Genomic DNA, 14996 nt, shown 5'->3' on the forward strand with positions numbered 1-14996 from the left:
GCCCCCTGCACACGACGACGGCCCCCGGGAACACCCGGGGGCCGTCGTCCATGCGGTCTGCGTGTCAGTCGGCGCTCGCGAACACGGCGACGGCGTTGTGCCCGCCGAAGCCGAACGAGTTGCTGATCGCGTACAGCTGACCGTCGCCGAGGGGCTGTGCCTCACCCGAGAGCTTGAACGGCACTGCCGGGTCGGGCTCGGTCATGTTGATGGTCGGCGGGGCGACCCGGTCGCGCAGCGCGAGCAGCGAGAAGATCGCCTCGAGTGCTCCCGTGCCACCGAGCAGATGTCCGGTCGACGCCTTCGTGGCGGACACCGGGATCTCATCGATGCGGTCTCCGAAGACCTTCTTCAGCGCCACGTACTCGTTGGGGTCGCCGACGGGGGTCGACGTGGCGTGCGCGTTGATGTGCGCGACCTGGTCTGCCGTGATGCCGGCCTCGTCGAGGGCCTGGGTGACGGCTCGTGCGGCACCGTTGCCCTCGGGGTCGTTGCCCGTGATGTGGTACGCGTCAGCGGTCACACCGCCACCCAACACGTAGCCGTAGATCTTGGCGCCGCGGGCCTTCGCGTGCTCCTCTGTCTCGAGGATGAGGGCTGCGGCGCCCTCGCCCATCACGAAGCCGTCGCGGTCGATCGCGCCGGGGCGCGAGGCGGTGGCCGGGTCGTCGTTGCGGCGCGACAGCGCCTGCGCCGAAGCGAACGATGCCATCGTGATCGGGTGGATGGCCGACTCGGTGCCACCGGCGATCACGACGTCGGCGAGACCGTCCTGCAGGTGGTGGAAGGCGTGGATGATCGACTCGGTGCTGGAGGCGCACGCGCTGACCACGGTCTGGGCGTAGGCGCGGGCCTGGAACTGCAGCGACAGGTTGCCGGCTGCGGCGTTCGGCATGAGCATCGGCACGGTGAGGGGCATCACGCGGCGGGGGCCCTTCTCACGCAGGGTGTCCCAGGCGTCGAGGAGGGTCCAGAGGCCGCCGATGCCGGTGGCGAAGTCGACGCCGAGGCGCTCGGGGGCGACCTCGGGGGATCCTGCATCCGCCCAGGCCTCGCGAGCCGCGATGAGCGCGAACTGCGAGGAGGGGTCGAGCCGCTTCGCCTCGTGGCGGGGCAGGACCTCTTCGGGGCGGACGATCGCCTCAGCGGCGAAGGTGACGGGCAGCTCGTACTGCTGAACCCAGTCGTGTTCGAGGGTGCGGGTGCCGGACTGCCCTGCGAGCAGGTTGGTCCAGTTCTCGGGAGCTGTCCCGCCGATGGCGGACGTGGCGCCGATGCCGGTGACGACGATGCGCTTGGTCATGTGTGGTTCCTTGTCAGGCGGGTCGAGCAGAAGGCGGGCAAGGCGGAGGATGCCACGCCCCGCGGGTGCGGGGGTGGCATCCTTCGTGGATTACTCCTGGCCTGCGACGATGAAGGAGACGGCGTCGCCGACGGTCTTGAGGTTCTTGACCTCGTCGTCGGGGATGGTGACGCCGAACTTCTCCTCGGCGTTGACGACGATCGTCATCATCGAGATCGAGTCGATGTCGAGGTCGTCGGTGAACGACTTCTCGAGGGCGACCTCGGAGGCGTTGATGCCGGTCTCGTCGGTGATCAGCTCTGCGAGGCCAGCGAGGACCTCATCGTTGGTGAAAGCCATGTGGTCTTCCTCTTTCTAACGGGTTGTATTCGGAACCGTGGAACAGTCTAGGGAAAGTCGGCGCGTTCTCAGGGGAGGACGACGACCTGAGCGGCGAACACGAGGCCCGCGCCGAAACCGATCTGCAGCGCGAGGCCGCCCGAGAGCTCGGGGTGCTCGGCCATCAGACGGTGGCTGGCGAGGGGGATCGACGCCGCCGAGGTGTTGCCGGTGGTCTCGATGTCGCGGGCGATGACCGTGGTCTCCGGCAGCTTGAGCTGCTTGGCGAACTCGTCGATGATGCGCATGTTCGCCTGGTGGGGGATGAAGGCGGCGATGTCCTCGGGCTGCAGGCCCGCGCGGTCGAGTGCTTCGCGGGCGACCTTCGCCATCTCCCAGACGGCCCAGCGGAAGACCGTCTGACCCTCCTGTCGCAGCGTCGGCCACGGGACGTCGCCGTCGCGGAACTCCGTGAGGGTGCCGTTCATGCCGACCGCATCGGCCTTCGATCCGTCGGAGCCCCAGACGGCGGGAGCGATCCCCGGCGTGTCGCTCGGGCCGATGAGGGCCGCGCCGGCCCCGTCGCCCAGCAGGAAGGAGATGCTGCGGTCGGTCGGGTCGACGATGTCGGACAGCTTCTCGGTGCCGATCACCAGCGCGTACCGGGCGGCACCCGCGCGGATCAGGGCGTCGGCCTGGGTCACGGCGTAGGCGTACCCGGCGCACGCGGCATTGATGTCGTAGGCAGCCGCGGGGTTCGCACCCACCCGGTCGGCGACGATGGCCGAGACCGAGGGGCTCTGCTTCGGGTTGCTGATGGTGGCGACGATGACGAGGTCGACCTGGTCGGCGGGAACGCCGGCCTTCTCGATCGCCTCGGCCCCCGCGAGAGCCGCGAGATCGATGGCGTCGGTGCCCTTGTCCGCCCGCACACGGGTGATGATGCCCGTCCGCTGACGGATCCACTCGTCGCTCGAGTCGATCGGACCGATCAGGTCGTCGTTCGGGACCGCGTTCTCGCCGCGCGCCGCGCCGTACGAGAGGATGCGGGTGTACGCGGGGCCGGAGACCTGGGCGAGGGTGGCGGTCATGCTGCTTCTCCGTTCAGCAGCGCGACCGCTGCGTCGAGGTCGTCGGGGGTCTTCACTGCGACGGTGGGGACGCCGCGCAGCCCGCGCTTGGCGAGACCGGTCAGCGCGCCGGCCGGAGCGAGCTCGATCAGACCGGTGATCCCGTGATCGGCGAAGGAGGCCATGCAGAGATCCCATCGGACGGGGGACGACACCTGATCGACGAGGTAGCTGAGCGCCTGTGCGCCGTCGGACACGACCGACCCGTCGCGGTTCGTCCAGAGCGTGATCGCGGGGTCCGCGGGCGTGACGGTCGAGACGGCATCGCGCAGCGCGGCGACGGCCGACTCCATGTAGGAGGTGTGGAACGCGCCGGCCACCTGCAGCGGGATGACGCGCGTTCCCTTGACCGGCTCGCTGGCGAGGGCATCGAGCCCGGCGAGCTCGCCGGCGACGACGAGCTGACCGCCGCCGTTGTAGTTGGCAGGGGAGAGTCCGAGCTCGGTGAGTCGCGTGAGGATCGTCTCCTCGTCGCCGCCGAGGACCGCGCTCATGCCGGTGGGGGTCTGCGCCGCGGCGTCGGCCATGGCACGACCGCGGATGCCGACCAGGCGCATCCCGGTCTCGGCGTCGATCACGCCGCTGCTCACGAGCGCGGCGATCTCACCGACCGAATGCCCGGCGACGCCGTCGGCGACGCGTCCGGCACGTTCCGTGAGCGCGGTCGCGGCGACCAGCGAGGCCGCGACGATCAGCGGCTGAGCGATGCGCGTGTCGCGGATCGTGTCGGCATCCGACACCGTTCCGTGCTGCTCGAGGTCGACCCCGGCGGATTCGGAGTAGGCGGCGATGCGGTCGGAGACGCCCTCCAGCTCGAGCCAAGGAGAGAGGAAACCGGGGGTTTGCGAGCCCTGTCCCGGGCATACGACGACAATCACACACCCAGTCTGCCAACGATCCGGGCTGAGCGGTGGATGATCCATCACAAGATTCCGAAGAACGCTTGTGTGTGGCGTACAGATCTGCCCGAATCCGGGTCAGCGCGAGGGACGTCTGAGCGGCGGACGCCGACGGACCTGCTCTGCGGCGCCGATGGATCCGAGGATGAGCGCGGTCTGCAGGATCAGAGCCTCACGCGGCCCGGTCGCATCCCAGCCGATCACCTCGCTGACGCGCTTCAGGCGGTAGCGGACCGTGTTGGGGTGCACGAACAGCTCTCGCGCCGTCGCCTCGAGCGAGCGGCCGTTGTCGAGATAGCTCCAGAGAGTGGTGACCAGATCGGTGGAGTGCGCCTGGAGGGGACGGTAGATGCGTTCGATGAGCGTCTGCTTGGCGAGAGGGTCGCCGGCGAGTGCGCGCTCGGGAAGCAGATCGTCGGCCTCGACGGGGCGCGGCGCGCTGCGCCAGGCCCGGGCGACGGCGAAACCGGCCAGGGCCGCACGTGCGCTCTGGCTCGCGTCGACGAGCGCCGCGACAGCGGGGCCGAGAACCACGTAGCCGGGACCGAACGACGGCTCGAGTCGCGCGGCGATCTCGGTGAAGCCGAGTTCGTCGTCGTCCTCACCGCCCTCCTGGCCTTCGGCGCGGGCGCGGCCGATCACGAGGACGAGCCGGGAGCCCTGCACGCCGATCAGCACATCGACGGACAGCTTGCGCGCCGTGCGACGGACCAGGTCGACATCGAACTGCGGGGGAGTCGTGCCGACGAGCACCGCCACCTCGCCGTGTCCGTGCCAGCCGAGCGCAGCGATACGGCTCGGCAGCTCTTCATCGGCCTCGCCGGTCAGGATCGAGTCCACGACGAGAGCCTCGAGCCGCGCATCCCAGAGGCCGCGCGCCTCTGCCGCGCGGGCGTAGACGTCGGCGGCGGCGAAGGCCACGTCGCGCGAGTAGAGCAGGATCGCCTCGCGCAGGTCCTCGCCCCGGCCCGCCACGCGCTCCTCTGTGACCTCGACGGTGACGCGGATTAGCTGGAGCGTCTGCTGCAGGCTGACGCTGCGCAGCAGCTCGCGCGGTGCCGCGGCGAAGATGTCGGCGGCGATCCAGGGAGTCGAGGTCGGATCCTCGTACCACTGGATGAAGGAGGTGATGCCCGCCTGGGCCACCAGCCCGACCGCAGAGCGGCGGGCTGGTGGCATGTCGGCGTACCACGGGAGAGTGTCCTCGAGGCGCTTGATCGTCACCGAGGCGATGTCACCGGAGATCCGGCGCAGCCAGGTGAGCGTGGCGGTCTTGTCCATGCCGCGCGAAGAGGAAGCCGTCACCGATGGCTCAGCTTTCGCCGCCCGCGTTGCCGCTGGTGCCGGCGTTCACGTCGTGCAGGCTGTACTTCTGGATGGCCTGCGCGGCGAGGGAGCGGTCGACGACCCCGTCCTCGGCGAGCGACTGCAGCGTGCGGACGACGATCGACGGACCGTCGATCTTGAAGAAGCGACGGGCCGCGGCACGCGTGTCGGAGAATCCGAAGCCGTCGGCGCCCAGCGTCGCGAAACGCTGCGGGACCCACGGGCGGATCTGGTCCTGCACGGCGTGCATGAAGTCGCTCACGGCGACGACCGGTCCCTCGGCACCCTGCAGCTTCTGCGTGAGGTAAGCCGTGCGGGGCTCCTCCTCCGGGTGCAGGAAGTTGTGCTCGTCGGCGGCGAGGCCGTCGCGGCGCAGCTCGGTCCAGGAGGTGACCGACCAGACATCGGCGATCACGCCCCAGTCGTTCTTCAGCAGCTCCTGAGCCTCGAGAGCCCAGGGGAGGCCGACACCCGACGCGAAGAGCTGGGCGCGGGGGCCCTCGCCCTCGCCGACCGAGACGCGGTGGATGCCGCGCACGATGCCGTCGACATCGACGTTCTCCGGCTCGGCGGGCATCACGAGAGGCTCGTTGTAGAGCGTGATGTAGTACATCACGTTCGGGTCCTCGTGGTCGCCGCCGTACATGCGCTCGATACCCGAGCGCATGATGTGTGCGATCTCGTAGCCGTAGGCCGGGTCGTACGACACCGTCGCCGGGTTCGTCGCGGCGAGCAGGTGCGAGTGGCCGTCGGCGTGCTGCAGGCCCTCACCCGTGAGGGTGGTGCGGCCGGCCGTGGCGCCCATGATGAACCCGCGGGCCATCTGGTCGCCGGCTGCCCACTGGGCGTCGCCCGTGCGCTGGAAGCCGAACATCGAGTAGAAGAGGTAGACCGGGATGAGCGGCTCGCCGTGCGTGGCGTACGACGTTCCGGCCGCGGTGAACGCCGCGAGGGCGCCCGCCTCGTTGATGCCGACGTGCACGATCTGGCCCTGCGGGCTCTCCTTGTAAGCGAGGAGCAGCTCACGGTCGACCGAGGTGTAGTGCTGGCCGTTCGGGTTGTAGATCTTCGCGGTCGGGAAGTACGCGTCCATGCCGAAGGTGCGAGCCTCGTCCGGGATGATCGGGACGATGCGGTGCCCGAAGTCCTTCGACCGCAGCAGGTCCTTCAGCAGTCGGACGAACGCCATGGTCGTGGCGATCTCCTGGGTTCCGGAGCCCTTCTTGGGCAGCGCGTACGCGCTGTCGTCGGGGAGCGACAGGCCGACGTGCGTCGAACGGCGCTCGGGCAGGAAGCCGCCGAGCGCATTGCGGCGCTCGAGCATGTACTGGATCGTCTCGTCCTGGGGTCCCGGGTTGTAGTACGGGGGCAGGTACGGGTTCTCCTCGAGCTGCGCATCCGTGATCGGGATGTGCATCGCGTCGCGGAACGTCTTGAGGTTGTCCAGCGTCATCTTCTTCATCTGGTGGGTCGCGTTGCGGCCCTCGAAGTGCGGACCGAGGCCGTAGCCCTTGACGGTCTTCGCGAGGATGACGGTCGGCTTGCCCTTGTGCTCGGTCGCGGCCTTGAACGCGGCGTAGACCTTGCGGTAGTCGTGGCCACCGCGCTTGAGGTTCCAGATGTCGTCGTCGGAATAGTCCTTGACGAGGGCGGCCGTGCGCTCGTCGCGACCGAAGAAGTGCTCGCGGACGTAGGCGCCGGACTCGGCCTTGTACGTCTGGTAGTCGCCGTCGGGGGTGACGTTCATGAGGTTGAGCAGCGCGCCCTCGGTGTCGCGGGCGAGCAGGTCGTCCCACTCGCGACCCCAGACGACCTTGATGACGTTCCAGCCCGCGCCGCGGAAGAACGACTCGAGTTCCTGGACGATCTTGCCGTTACCGCGCACGGGGCCGTCGAGACGCTGCAGGTTGCAGTTGACGATGAACGTGAGGTTGTCGAGCCCCTCGTTGGCGGCGACCTGCAGCTGGCCGCGGCTCTCGACCTCGTCCATCTCGCCGTCGCCGAGGAAGGCCCAGACGTGCGACTGCGACGTGTCCTTGATGCCCCGGTTCTCGAGGTACTTGTTCGACATCGCCTGGTAGATGGCGTTGATCGGGCCGAGACCCATCGAGACCGTCGGGAACTGCCAGTACTCGGGCATGAGGCGCGGGTGCGGGTACGACGGGATGCCGTGCGGGGCGTGCGACTTCTCCTGGCGGAAGCCGTCGAGCTGGTCTTCGCTCAGACGTCCTTCGAGGTACGAGCGCGCGTAGGTGCCGGGGGAGGCGTGCCCCTGGATGAAGATCTGGTCTCCGCCGCCGGGGTTGTCGGCACCCTTGAAGAAGTGGTTGAAGCCCACCTCGTAGAGAGCGGCGGAGGATGCGTAGGTCGAGATGTGTCCGCCGACGCCGATGCCGGGGCGCTGCGCGCGGTGCACCGTGATGGCCGCGTTCCAGCGGATCCATGCGCGGTAGCGACGCTCGATCTCTTCGTCGCCGGGGAACTCGGGCTCGTTCTCGGCGGCGATCGTGTTGATGTAGTCGGTGGTCGGGACCATCGGCACGCCCAGGTGCAGCTCCTTCGAGCGCTTGAGCAGGCTGAGCATGATCTCGCGGCCACGACCGTGGCCCTTCGCCTCGACGAGCTCATCGAGTGACTGCTGCCACTCGCCCGTCTCATCCGGGTCGCTGTCGAGCGGGCCCTGGGAATACGGATCCTGGTCGTGCACAGTCACGGGGAGCCTTTCGTCAAGCTGGCAGGTCATGCCAATGAAACGGGAAGCGACGCGGGCAGCCTTGTCGGCTGTGCACAACGCGTGCCGCCCTCAGCCTATCCCCCTTCCACGACATGCTCGCGCACGGCGACACCGATACACTGGGTGCACCAGGGCCTTTAGCTCAGCTGGTAGAGCGCCACGTTTACACCGTGGATGTCGTCGGTTCGATCCCGGCAGGGCCCACCGAAATGTACTGGTTGTAGAAGTCGATCGTGTCGAGCTTCAGCACTTGCGATGTTCTCGAGCTCGCCGTCAAGGACCGGGTCTTGCTGCGCAGGGTCTCGCTCATCGAGGACGCGTTCAGCCCGATCTGTTGGCGATGCAACGGGCAGAGCGGACGTCGGTTCTTGATGAGGTCGTGGACGAAGTCACGGTGCGCACGACGGAGATCAAGGGACTTTGTATCGTTTACAGGTGTCCCATGATCTCCCGGTGCAACGACCTGGTATTGGCGAGAGTGGACACCACAGCATCGCATTCTTCGCGCGTCGTCCGAGCAGGAACGATTACGTCTCCCCGGGCTCTTCATGGTTTCCCTCGCGATCGGGATCTAGCGACTTGGCGCTCTGATCGGCGCCACAGTCGCTGGAGCTTCTGAGGGGATCGTGGCAGGGAAACTCGCAGCGATGCGCCGGGAGCAGCAAGCATTCGTTGCGATCTTCGCATTGCTCGGCGCTTCCACCATGGGCGCAGCGTCTGTTCGACATGTTCTGCTTCCAACTCTGTTCCGGAGCGAACGGGGAACCACGTCTGTTCAGAACGCCGACCCGACGGATGGTGCCAGAAGAACAACACCCACGCGTTGTCGGTCGCGTCCTCGATCGTGAGCGTCATCATCTCACCGCTGTCGAGATGCCCTGTGTTCGGTGCCACCGAACCGATCGTGCACTCGAACCCCTTCAAGCTCAGTCCTCGCGCGCCTGCAGAGCCGACGTTCCGGAGATGCATCAGCTCGCGATTCGAGAAGATCTTTGACGTCTGCGCTTCGAGTTCGACACCGGGGCGCGTTCGCCACGCCCAGGTCAACTGCACGCCGACTCCTAGCGCCGCGAGCACTGAGGCTATCGAGCCGACGAGTGCAATTGGGTCCATGCTCATCACTCTAGGAGGCCGGGCCGTGTCCAGTATCTTCGTGATGGAGGCGGCTTCACAGAACCCGGTCAGGAGACTGGGTGCCTGTGGGATATCGGGCGAGGCGGGTCGGGGCACCGTGCGACGACCATAGAGCGGGGACCAAGCCAAGAAGCGCGGAGCTTGCCGGACAAACTACTTCCCGCGACGAGTGGCCGCGGTGATGGCGACGTGCGGGCCGCAGCGTCGCACGACGGGTGAACCGGAGTGGGTCGATGGGGTCACGTCATAAGAGCCAGAGGCAGTCTCCGGGTTGGAGACGCGTTCAGCTTTATTGGGGGCCGCCAGAAGCGTCCTCGGCGTCACTCCACGGTTGCGCGTGCGAAAAGATTCATGATGAGCAGGGCAGTTCGACCGAGGTCAATGTCGGATGAGTGCTGATAGCTCGCGCGAATTGCTGACTGAGCCGAGCACCTTCGGTGATCCGATAGCGTGTTCAACATGACCGACGCTGCTGCTCGTGAGTGCTTCATCGCGATGCCGATCACTGTCCACCTGGAGGAAAAACAGCTCTACAGGGACGCAGATCACTGGAAGCATGTGATGGAGCAGCTTTTCATCCCGGCCATCGAGCTCGCAGGATTCTCGCCGATCAAGCCTTTCACAACTGGGTCGGACATGATTCATGCGCGGATCGTACAGTATCTCGCGACAGCGCCACTGGTGCTCTGCGATCTGAGTCAACACAACGCCAACGTCATGTTCGAATTAGGCGTGCGTACATCGGTTGATAAGCCGATCGTTTTGGTAAAAGACGAACAGACGAAGCTGCCGTTCGATATTGGTGGAATTAACACCTACGAGTACAGCTCAGGCATCGAGTCCTGGAGGCTGGAGCAGCAGCGCGAAGAACTCGCTGACCACATTCGTGAAACCGGCACGAGGCTCGACGATGGCAATCCCATGTGGCGAAGGTTTGGGACGGGGATCGTCGCTAGCGCGCCGAGTTCGGATGAGAACTCGACGGAGGCGCGTCTCGACGTGATATCCGAGCAGGTGTTCGCTCTGGGCGAGTTGATCCGAACTGAACGTCGGCTGAGTATGCCAGCCAGCACGGGCGTATTGGTTGCGTCAATCAGCGACTTCCCAGGGGTGATCGGCGTGCGCTTGAGTTCAACGGCTGACGGTACGTCTGTCTTTGTGGAGACGGTCAATACGCCGAAAGAAGATCAGTGGATTCGTGGAGCTGAGATCGAGCAGGTGCTGGCGGACCTAAATACGAAGGGTCGCGTGATCGAGACCACCTCGGATCTGATCATCCTTCGTTTGGCATAACCTGCCTCTCGATCTTGAAACTGACTGTGGCCGCCTGCTTTGTCAAACTGCGGTTCCACATGTGGTGACGCAAAGCCTCGCCGCGTCGGCGGGGCTTTTGTCGTTTCCAGTCATGCGAGGGGGCGTCATCGCAGACCAAAGCGACTACCCTGACTACACCGTGGATGTCGTCGGTTCGATCCCGGCAGGGCCCACCACTCACCTCGAAGGATGCGTCAGCTCCTCGAGGATCTCGATGACATGGCGATAGGGCTTGCCCGTCGCCCGTGTCATTCCGATCTCGCACGTCCGGTTCGCGGAGACGAAGGCGTCGAATCCGTCGCGGGCCGCGTCCGCTGCGGTCAGCTCGGCTGTCTCGGCAGCCGTGGCGCTGGCGGTGAGCTCGGGATGCAGCATCCCGCGATCTCCGGCGAAGGCGCAGCATCCCCAGTCGTCGGGGACGTACACCTCGTCGGCGACGGCCGCCGCGAGAGCGGTGAGCGCCGTCGTCGCACCCAGCGCGGTGGTGGAGCACGTGGGGTGCACCGCCACGCTGCGGAGCCTGGTCGCGACGGTCAGGCGCGGGACGACCTCACGGACGACGTAGGTCGTGGCGTCTTCGATCACCAGCCCGGAGTACTCCGGATGCGCTGCGGCGGCCTTCGCCAGCATCGTGTGCAGACCCTCCGTGCAGGAGGCGGCGTCGCAGACGACGGGGATCTCGCCCTGTCTGCTCGCCTGCCACAGCGAGGCGAGCACCCTGTCGGTCATGCGGTCGTACCCGGTGAGATGCCCCTTGGACTTCCACGGGGTTCCGCAGCACAGGCCGCCGGCGTCGTCCGGCACGGTGACCGGGATCGCGGCGCGATCGAGGAGCGCGCGCAGGGCGTCTCGCGATCCTTCGCCGCCGCCCTCGGCTCCGAACATGGTGCCGATGCATGCCCCGAAGAACACGACCTGCGCGTCGGCGCGGTTCTCCGGCTTCGGCGGCGTGGAGCCGCCGCGTGGGAGCGCCTTGTCGTAGAGCGGTACCGTGTCGGCGCCGAGCACGGCGCGTCCGAGCGCGGTGACGCCGGTGACGAGCGGTGCGGGCATGGCGTCGGCGACGGTGAGAGCGACGCCCCCGACCCGCGTGACTGCTCCCCAGTTCTTGGCGGCGACGTCCCACAGCCCGTCTTCGAGCCTCGACGACTCTTCGGCACGCAGACGGCGTACGAGATCGCCGGTGTTGATGTCCACGGGACAGGCGACGCCGCACAGTCCGTCGACGGCACAGGTCTGCACGCCCTCGTAGTCGTAGTCGGCACGCAGTTCGCGTGCGAGATCGGCATCGCCCTGCTCCTCCGCCCAGGCCATGTCCCGGCGCAGCACGATCCGCTGTCGCGGCGTCAGCGTGATGCTCTTGCTCGGGCACGTCGGCTCGCAGTATCCGCACTCCACGCAGCGATCGACCTCGCTCTCGACCGTCGGCACGTGCTTGAGGTCGTGCAGATACGACTCCGAGTCGTCCGAGAGGATCACGCCGGGGTTGAGGATGCCGGACGGATCGATGAGGCGCTTGATCTCCCACATCATGTCGGTGAGGACGTCGCCGTACTGCGTCCGCACGAACGGGGCCATGATGCGTCCTGTTCCGTGCTCGGCCTTCAGCGAGCCGCCCTGGCTCAGCACGAGGTCGACGAGGTCTGCGGTGAACCGCCGATAGCGCGCCAGGCTCTCGGGGTCGTCGAACCGCTCGTTGAGCAGGAAGTGCACGTTGCCGTCCTTCGCGTGTCCGAAGATCACCGAGCCGTCGTAGTCGTGCGCCGCGAACAGGTCGATGAGGCGCTCGCAGGTGACCAGCAGGCGGTCGACGGGAACGACGATGTCTTCGAGCAGAGCGGTCGTACCGCTCGGTCGAGCACCGGCGACGGCCGTATAGAGTCCCTTGCGCACCAGCCAGAGAGAGGCCCGCTCGGCGGCATCCGTGGTGAGGCGGGGCGGTGAGGCGAGAGGGAGCCGCGCGAACTCGGCGAGCGCGGCGTCGGCGGCGGCCGTCAGTTCGTCGGGGTCGGATGCGTGCACCTCGACGAGCAGGGCGGCGTGCCCCTCGACCGCGATGTCGGCGATGGCCGCGGGGACGTCGGCGAGGCCCTGCGCGACGCGGAGCGACGCGGCATCCATCAGCTCGATCGTGGCGAGCCCCTGCGTCACGAGCTGGGGTAGAGCGGCCATCGCGTCGGCGAGCGTCGCGAAGACGAGCAGGCCGGTCGCGATGTGCGGACGCACCTCGACGGTGCGGAACCGCGCCTCTGCCACGAAGGCGAGGGTGCCCTCGGAGCCGATGATCAGGTGCTCGAGGATCTTGACCGGATCGTCGAAGTCGAGCAGCGAGTTGAGCCCGTATCCCATGGTGTTCTTCATCGAGAACTGCCGCTGCACGATCTCCGTGTGCTCGGGGGAGGCCAGCAGTCGCGCGCGGAGCTGGCGCAGCCCGGCCACCACGGCAGGCTCTGCGGCGGTGAGGCGATCGAGCGCGTCGGATGCCCCGGTGTCGACGACGGTGCCGCTGGGGAGCACGAGCAGCAGGGAGTCGATCGTGCGGTACGAGTTCTCGGTGATGCCGCAGGCCATGCCGCTCGAGTTGTTGGCGACGACACCGCCGATCGTGCACGCGATCTCGCTCGCGGGATCGGGTCCGAGCTTGCGCCCGTATCGCGCGAGCCGTGTGTTGACCTGGCGCACCGTGGCCCCGGGGCCCACCCTGACCAGAGCGCCGCCGTCGTCGACGCGGATGTCGCGGAACGCGCTGCGGGTGTCGACGAGGATGTCGCCGGAGACCCCCTGGCCGGACAGGCTCGTGCCGCCGGAGCGGAACGTGAGTGTGCGGCCGGCGGCCCGCGCGGCGGCGAATGCGCGTGCCACGCCCTCGGCGTCCTGCGGAGAGAGCACGGCGTCGGGGATCAGCAGGTAGTGCGACGCGTCGTGCGCACGCGCGAACCTGTCGATCGACCGGGAGGCGACGACGGTGTCGGCGCCGAGCAGGTCGCGGGAGAGCGGGGTGAGCAGTGTCGCGGACATCGGGGCTCCTTCGCCGGATTGTCAGACAAGAGTACCGGATTCATCGGCATCGATTATCCTGATGCCATGACCAGTGCTGCCGCCTCCGCGCCGCTCGGAGTCGTGGGCGTCGTCGAGGCCGTCGCCCTCCGGCTGCGGGAGGAGATCCTCAGCGGCGAACTCGCCTCGGGCAGTGCTCTCACCGAAGCGCGGGTCTCGTCGGCGTACGGCGTCGCACGCCCGACGGCGAAGGCGGCGATCGAGCAGCTGGTCGGTGCCGGCCTGCTCGTACGCACGGCTCATCGGAGCGCGCGGGTGATCCCGATCGACGCCGAGATGGTGCGCGACGTCTACCGCACGCGGAGTCGTCTCGAGAGCGCGGCACTGAGAGAGCTCGCCGCGATGCGAGCCGTTCCCGACGAGGCCGTCGACGCCAACGCGGCGCTGCTCGCGATGCCGACGGGGCCGGATCCCGCCACTGTCGATCCTGATCTTCGGTTCCATACCGCGCTGATCGACGCTCTCGGCAGCGAACGCACATCGCGGATGTATCGCAGCGTGCTCGACGAGGTGCGCCTGTGCATGGCGCAGGTGCAGGACCGACGGCTGCTGGATGCCGCCGTGATCGCCGCCCAGCACGCGTCGATGCTCGACGCGGTCCGTGACGGTGACGCAGAGCGTGCGGCGGCCCTGTTGACCGCGCACCTGGCTTCGGCGGAGGAGCGGCTCGTCGAGGCGATCACGGTCGGCGACGGAGAGGACGCGTGATGAGAGAGCGACAGAGACCGGACCGGCATGAACGAGCCGATCGGCTGAAGGAGCGGATCTACCTCACCTTCGCCGCGCTCGCCGTGGTGCTCGCCCTCGCGACGCACGGTCACGTCGAGGCGGGTGAAGCGCTGCGCACCCTGGCGGTCACGGTGCTCGGCACCCTGCTCGCGGTCTTCACCGCCGACCTGATCTCCCACCTGGTCGTGCACGAGCGGTTCATGACCGCCGCCGAGCTCCGCCATGCCGTCGTGACGACGTTCGGTGCGCTCGGTGCCGTCGCGCTGCCGTTCATCCTGCTCGCCACGTCCGCATGGGGGTGGTGGAGTGTGGAGTCGGCGCTGCGGTGGTCGGCCGTCGCCCTGGTCGCCGCGCTGGTCGGCATCGGGTTCCTCGCGGTGCGCAGGATCCGTCTGTCGTGGCAGGTGCGCCTTCTGGTGCTCGGGGGAGAGGCCGTGCTGGCGCTGGCCGTGATCGGTCTGCAGGTGCTCGCGCACGCCTGACCGCCGAACCGACCGAGACGGCCCGCAGCTCTGCCGCCGATCAGCCCACCCGGAGCACGCTGAACCCCGCGGCATCGAGAGAGCCGAGCACGAGGCGCTGCCGCAGCGAGCGGTCGCGGGTGCCTGCGGAGACCGGTGACAGCGCCACGGAGATCTGGAAGAGGATCTCGGAGGACAGGAGTCGCTGCACCTTCGCGGGGGCGATCCGTGCTCGGCCGCTGCGGATGACGGCGATGCGCAGCGCATCCGCGGCCACGGAGTCGGAGGCCGACCGGAGCAGGGTGTTGATCTTGAGCAGCGACGAGCGGCCGTCGCCCTCGATCGCCAGGATGACGATCTGGGCGGGCTCCGTCGTGGTGGCGAAGGTCTGCAGCATCACGCCGCCGGCCCGGGCGCTCTCCTGCAGATCGCGCACGAGGTCGTGGGCGTCGCCGTCGATCACGACGGGCGCCGAGTCGAGCCTGTCGACCATCTGGGCGTCGCGGGCGGCGCGGGTCACCTGCCGTCTCCAGGTGCCTCGAGGACGGGTGCGCATGCTCCGATCATCGCAGGCCAGGGCGCGGATGCGGG

At 67.8% G+C, this 14996-nt stretch carries 11 protein-coding genes and 1 tRNA gene; 4 read left to right on the top strand and 8 right to left on the bottom strand.

What is annotated here, in order from left to right:
- Positions 1-64: 64 nt before the first annotated feature.
- The 6 genes from HWD99_RS17970 to aceE all read right to left on the bottom strand — a co-directional run bounded on the left by HWD99_RS17970 (position 65) and on the right by aceE (position 7689).
- A complete protein-coding gene (locus tag HWD99_RS17970; RefSeq protein ID WP_241797564.1) occupies positions 65-1303 on the bottom strand; it encodes a beta-ketoacyl synthase in 1239 nt (412 codons plus the stop codon).
- A 90-nt stretch (positions 1304-1393) separates the two neighbouring features.
- On the bottom strand, positions 1394-1642 hold the full coding sequence (locus HWD99_RS17975; RefSeq protein WP_017830435.1) for an acyl carrier protein: 249 nt from the start codon (positions 1640-1642) through the stop codon (positions 1394-1396).
- A 68-nt stretch (positions 1643-1710) separates the two neighbouring features.
- On the bottom strand, positions 1711-2712 hold the full coding sequence (locus HWD99_RS17980; protein ID WP_241797565.1) for a beta-ketoacyl-ACP synthase III: 1002 nt from the start codon (positions 2710-2712) through the stop codon (positions 1711-1713).
- Positions 2709-3629, bottom strand: coding sequence for an ACP S-malonyltransferase (locus tag HWD99_RS17985; protein WP_241797566.1), 921 nt, complete (start codon positions 3627-3629; stop codon positions 2709-2711). The genes HWD99_RS17980 and HWD99_RS17985 overlap by 4 nt, the downstream gene beginning before the upstream one ends.
- A 99-nt stretch (positions 3630-3728) precedes the next feature.
- Complete coding sequence (locus HWD99_RS17990) at positions 3729-4931, bottom strand: CdaR family transcriptional regulator (RefSeq protein ID WP_241797590.1); 1203 nt, start codon at positions 4929-4931, stop codon at positions 3729-3731.
- A gap of 31 nt (positions 4932-4962) precedes the next feature.
- Positions 4963-7689 carry a pyruvate dehydrogenase (acetyl-transferring), homodimeric type gene (gene aceE, locus HWD99_RS17995; RefSeq protein WP_241797567.1) on the bottom strand — a complete coding sequence of 909 codons (2727 nt, stop codon included), beginning with the start codon at positions 7687-7689 and terminating at the stop codon, positions 4963-4965.
- Between the two features lie 152 nt (positions 7690-7841).
- Here aceE and HWD99_RS18000 point away from each other — a divergent pair.
- A tRNA-Val gene (locus HWD99_RS18000) sits at positions 7842-7914 on the top strand.
- A gap of 1389 nt (positions 7915-9303) precedes the next feature.
- Positions 9304-10137: a hypothetical protein gene (locus HWD99_RS18005; RefSeq protein WP_241797568.1), complete on the top strand. Its 834-nt coding sequence runs from the start codon at positions 9304-9306 to the stop codon at positions 10135-10137.
- Between the two features lie 198 nt (positions 10138-10335).
- Here HWD99_RS18005 and HWD99_RS18010 read toward each other — a convergent pair whose 3' ends face one another.
- A complete protein-coding gene (locus HWD99_RS18010) occupies positions 10336-13176 on the bottom strand; it encodes an FAD-binding and (Fe-S)-binding domain-containing protein (RefSeq protein WP_241797569.1) in 2841 nt (946 codons plus the stop codon).
- Positions 13177-13242: 66 nt separating this feature from the next.
- Here HWD99_RS18010 and HWD99_RS18015 point away from each other — a divergent pair, with 66 nt between their 5' ends.
- Positions 13243-13923, top strand: a complete 681-nt coding sequence (locus tag HWD99_RS18015) for a GntR family transcriptional regulator (RefSeq protein WP_241797570.1) — start codon at positions 13243-13245, stop codon at positions 13921-13923.
- Positions 13923-14426: a hypothetical protein gene (locus tag HWD99_RS18020; RefSeq protein WP_241797571.1), complete on the top strand. Its 504-nt coding sequence runs from the start codon at positions 13923-13925 to the stop codon at positions 14424-14426. Before HWD99_RS18015 ends, HWD99_RS18020 begins: the two co-directional genes overlap by 1 nt.
- Positions 14427-14466: 40 nt before the next feature.
- Here HWD99_RS18020 and HWD99_RS18025 read toward each other — a convergent pair whose 3' ends face one another.
- The gene (locus HWD99_RS18025; RefSeq protein WP_241797572.1) at positions 14467-14961 is read right to left on the bottom strand and encodes a hypothetical protein; all 495 of its coding nucleotides are present in this window, start codon (positions 14959-14961) and stop codon (positions 14467-14469) included.
- Between the last annotated feature and the right edge of the window lie 35 nt (positions 14962-14996).

The organism is Microbacterium sp. C5A9 (assembly GCF_022627955.1).
GTDB lineage: Bacteria > Actinomycetota > Actinomycetes > Actinomycetales > Microbacteriaceae > Microbacterium.

What these genes read in the sequence shown, in the direction of transcription:
- HWD99_RS17970 (WP_241797564.1), bottom strand. Translation starts at nt 1,303, where the DNA reads ATGACCAAGCGCATCGTCGTCACCGGCATCGGCGCCACGTCCGCCATC.
- HWD99_RS17975 (WP_017830435.1), bottom strand. Translation starts at nt 1,642, where the DNA reads ATGGCTTTCACCAACGATGAGGTCCTCGCTGGCCTCGCAGAGCTGATC.
- HWD99_RS17980 (WP_241797565.1), bottom strand. Translation starts at nt 2,712, where the DNA reads ATGACCGCCACCCTCGCCCAGGTCTCCGGCCCCGCGTACACCCGCATC.
- HWD99_RS17990 (WP_241797590.1), bottom strand. Translation starts at nt 4,931, where the DNA reads ATGGACAAGACCGCCACGCTCACCTGGCTGCGCCGGATCTCCGGTGAC.
- HWD99_RS18005 (WP_241797568.1), top strand. Translation starts at nt 9,304, where the DNA reads ATGACCGACGCTGCTGCTCGTGAGTGCTTCATCGCGATGCCGATCACT.
- HWD99_RS18010 (WP_241797569.1), bottom strand. Translation starts at nt 13,176, where the DNA reads ATGTCCGCGACACTGCTCACCCCGCTCTCCCGCGACCTGCTCGGCGCC.
- HWD99_RS18015 (WP_241797570.1), top strand. Translation starts at nt 13,243, where the DNA reads ATGACCAGTGCTGCCGCCTCCGCGCCGCTCGGAGTCGTGGGCGTCGTC.
- HWD99_RS18020 (WP_241797571.1), top strand. Translation starts at nt 13,923, where the DNA reads ATGAGAGAGCGACAGAGACCGGACCGGCATGAACGAGCCGATCGGCTG.
- HWD99_RS18025 (WP_241797572.1), bottom strand. Translation starts at nt 14,961, where the DNA reads ATGCGCACCCGTCCTCGAGGCACCTGGAGACGGCAGGTGACCCGCGCC.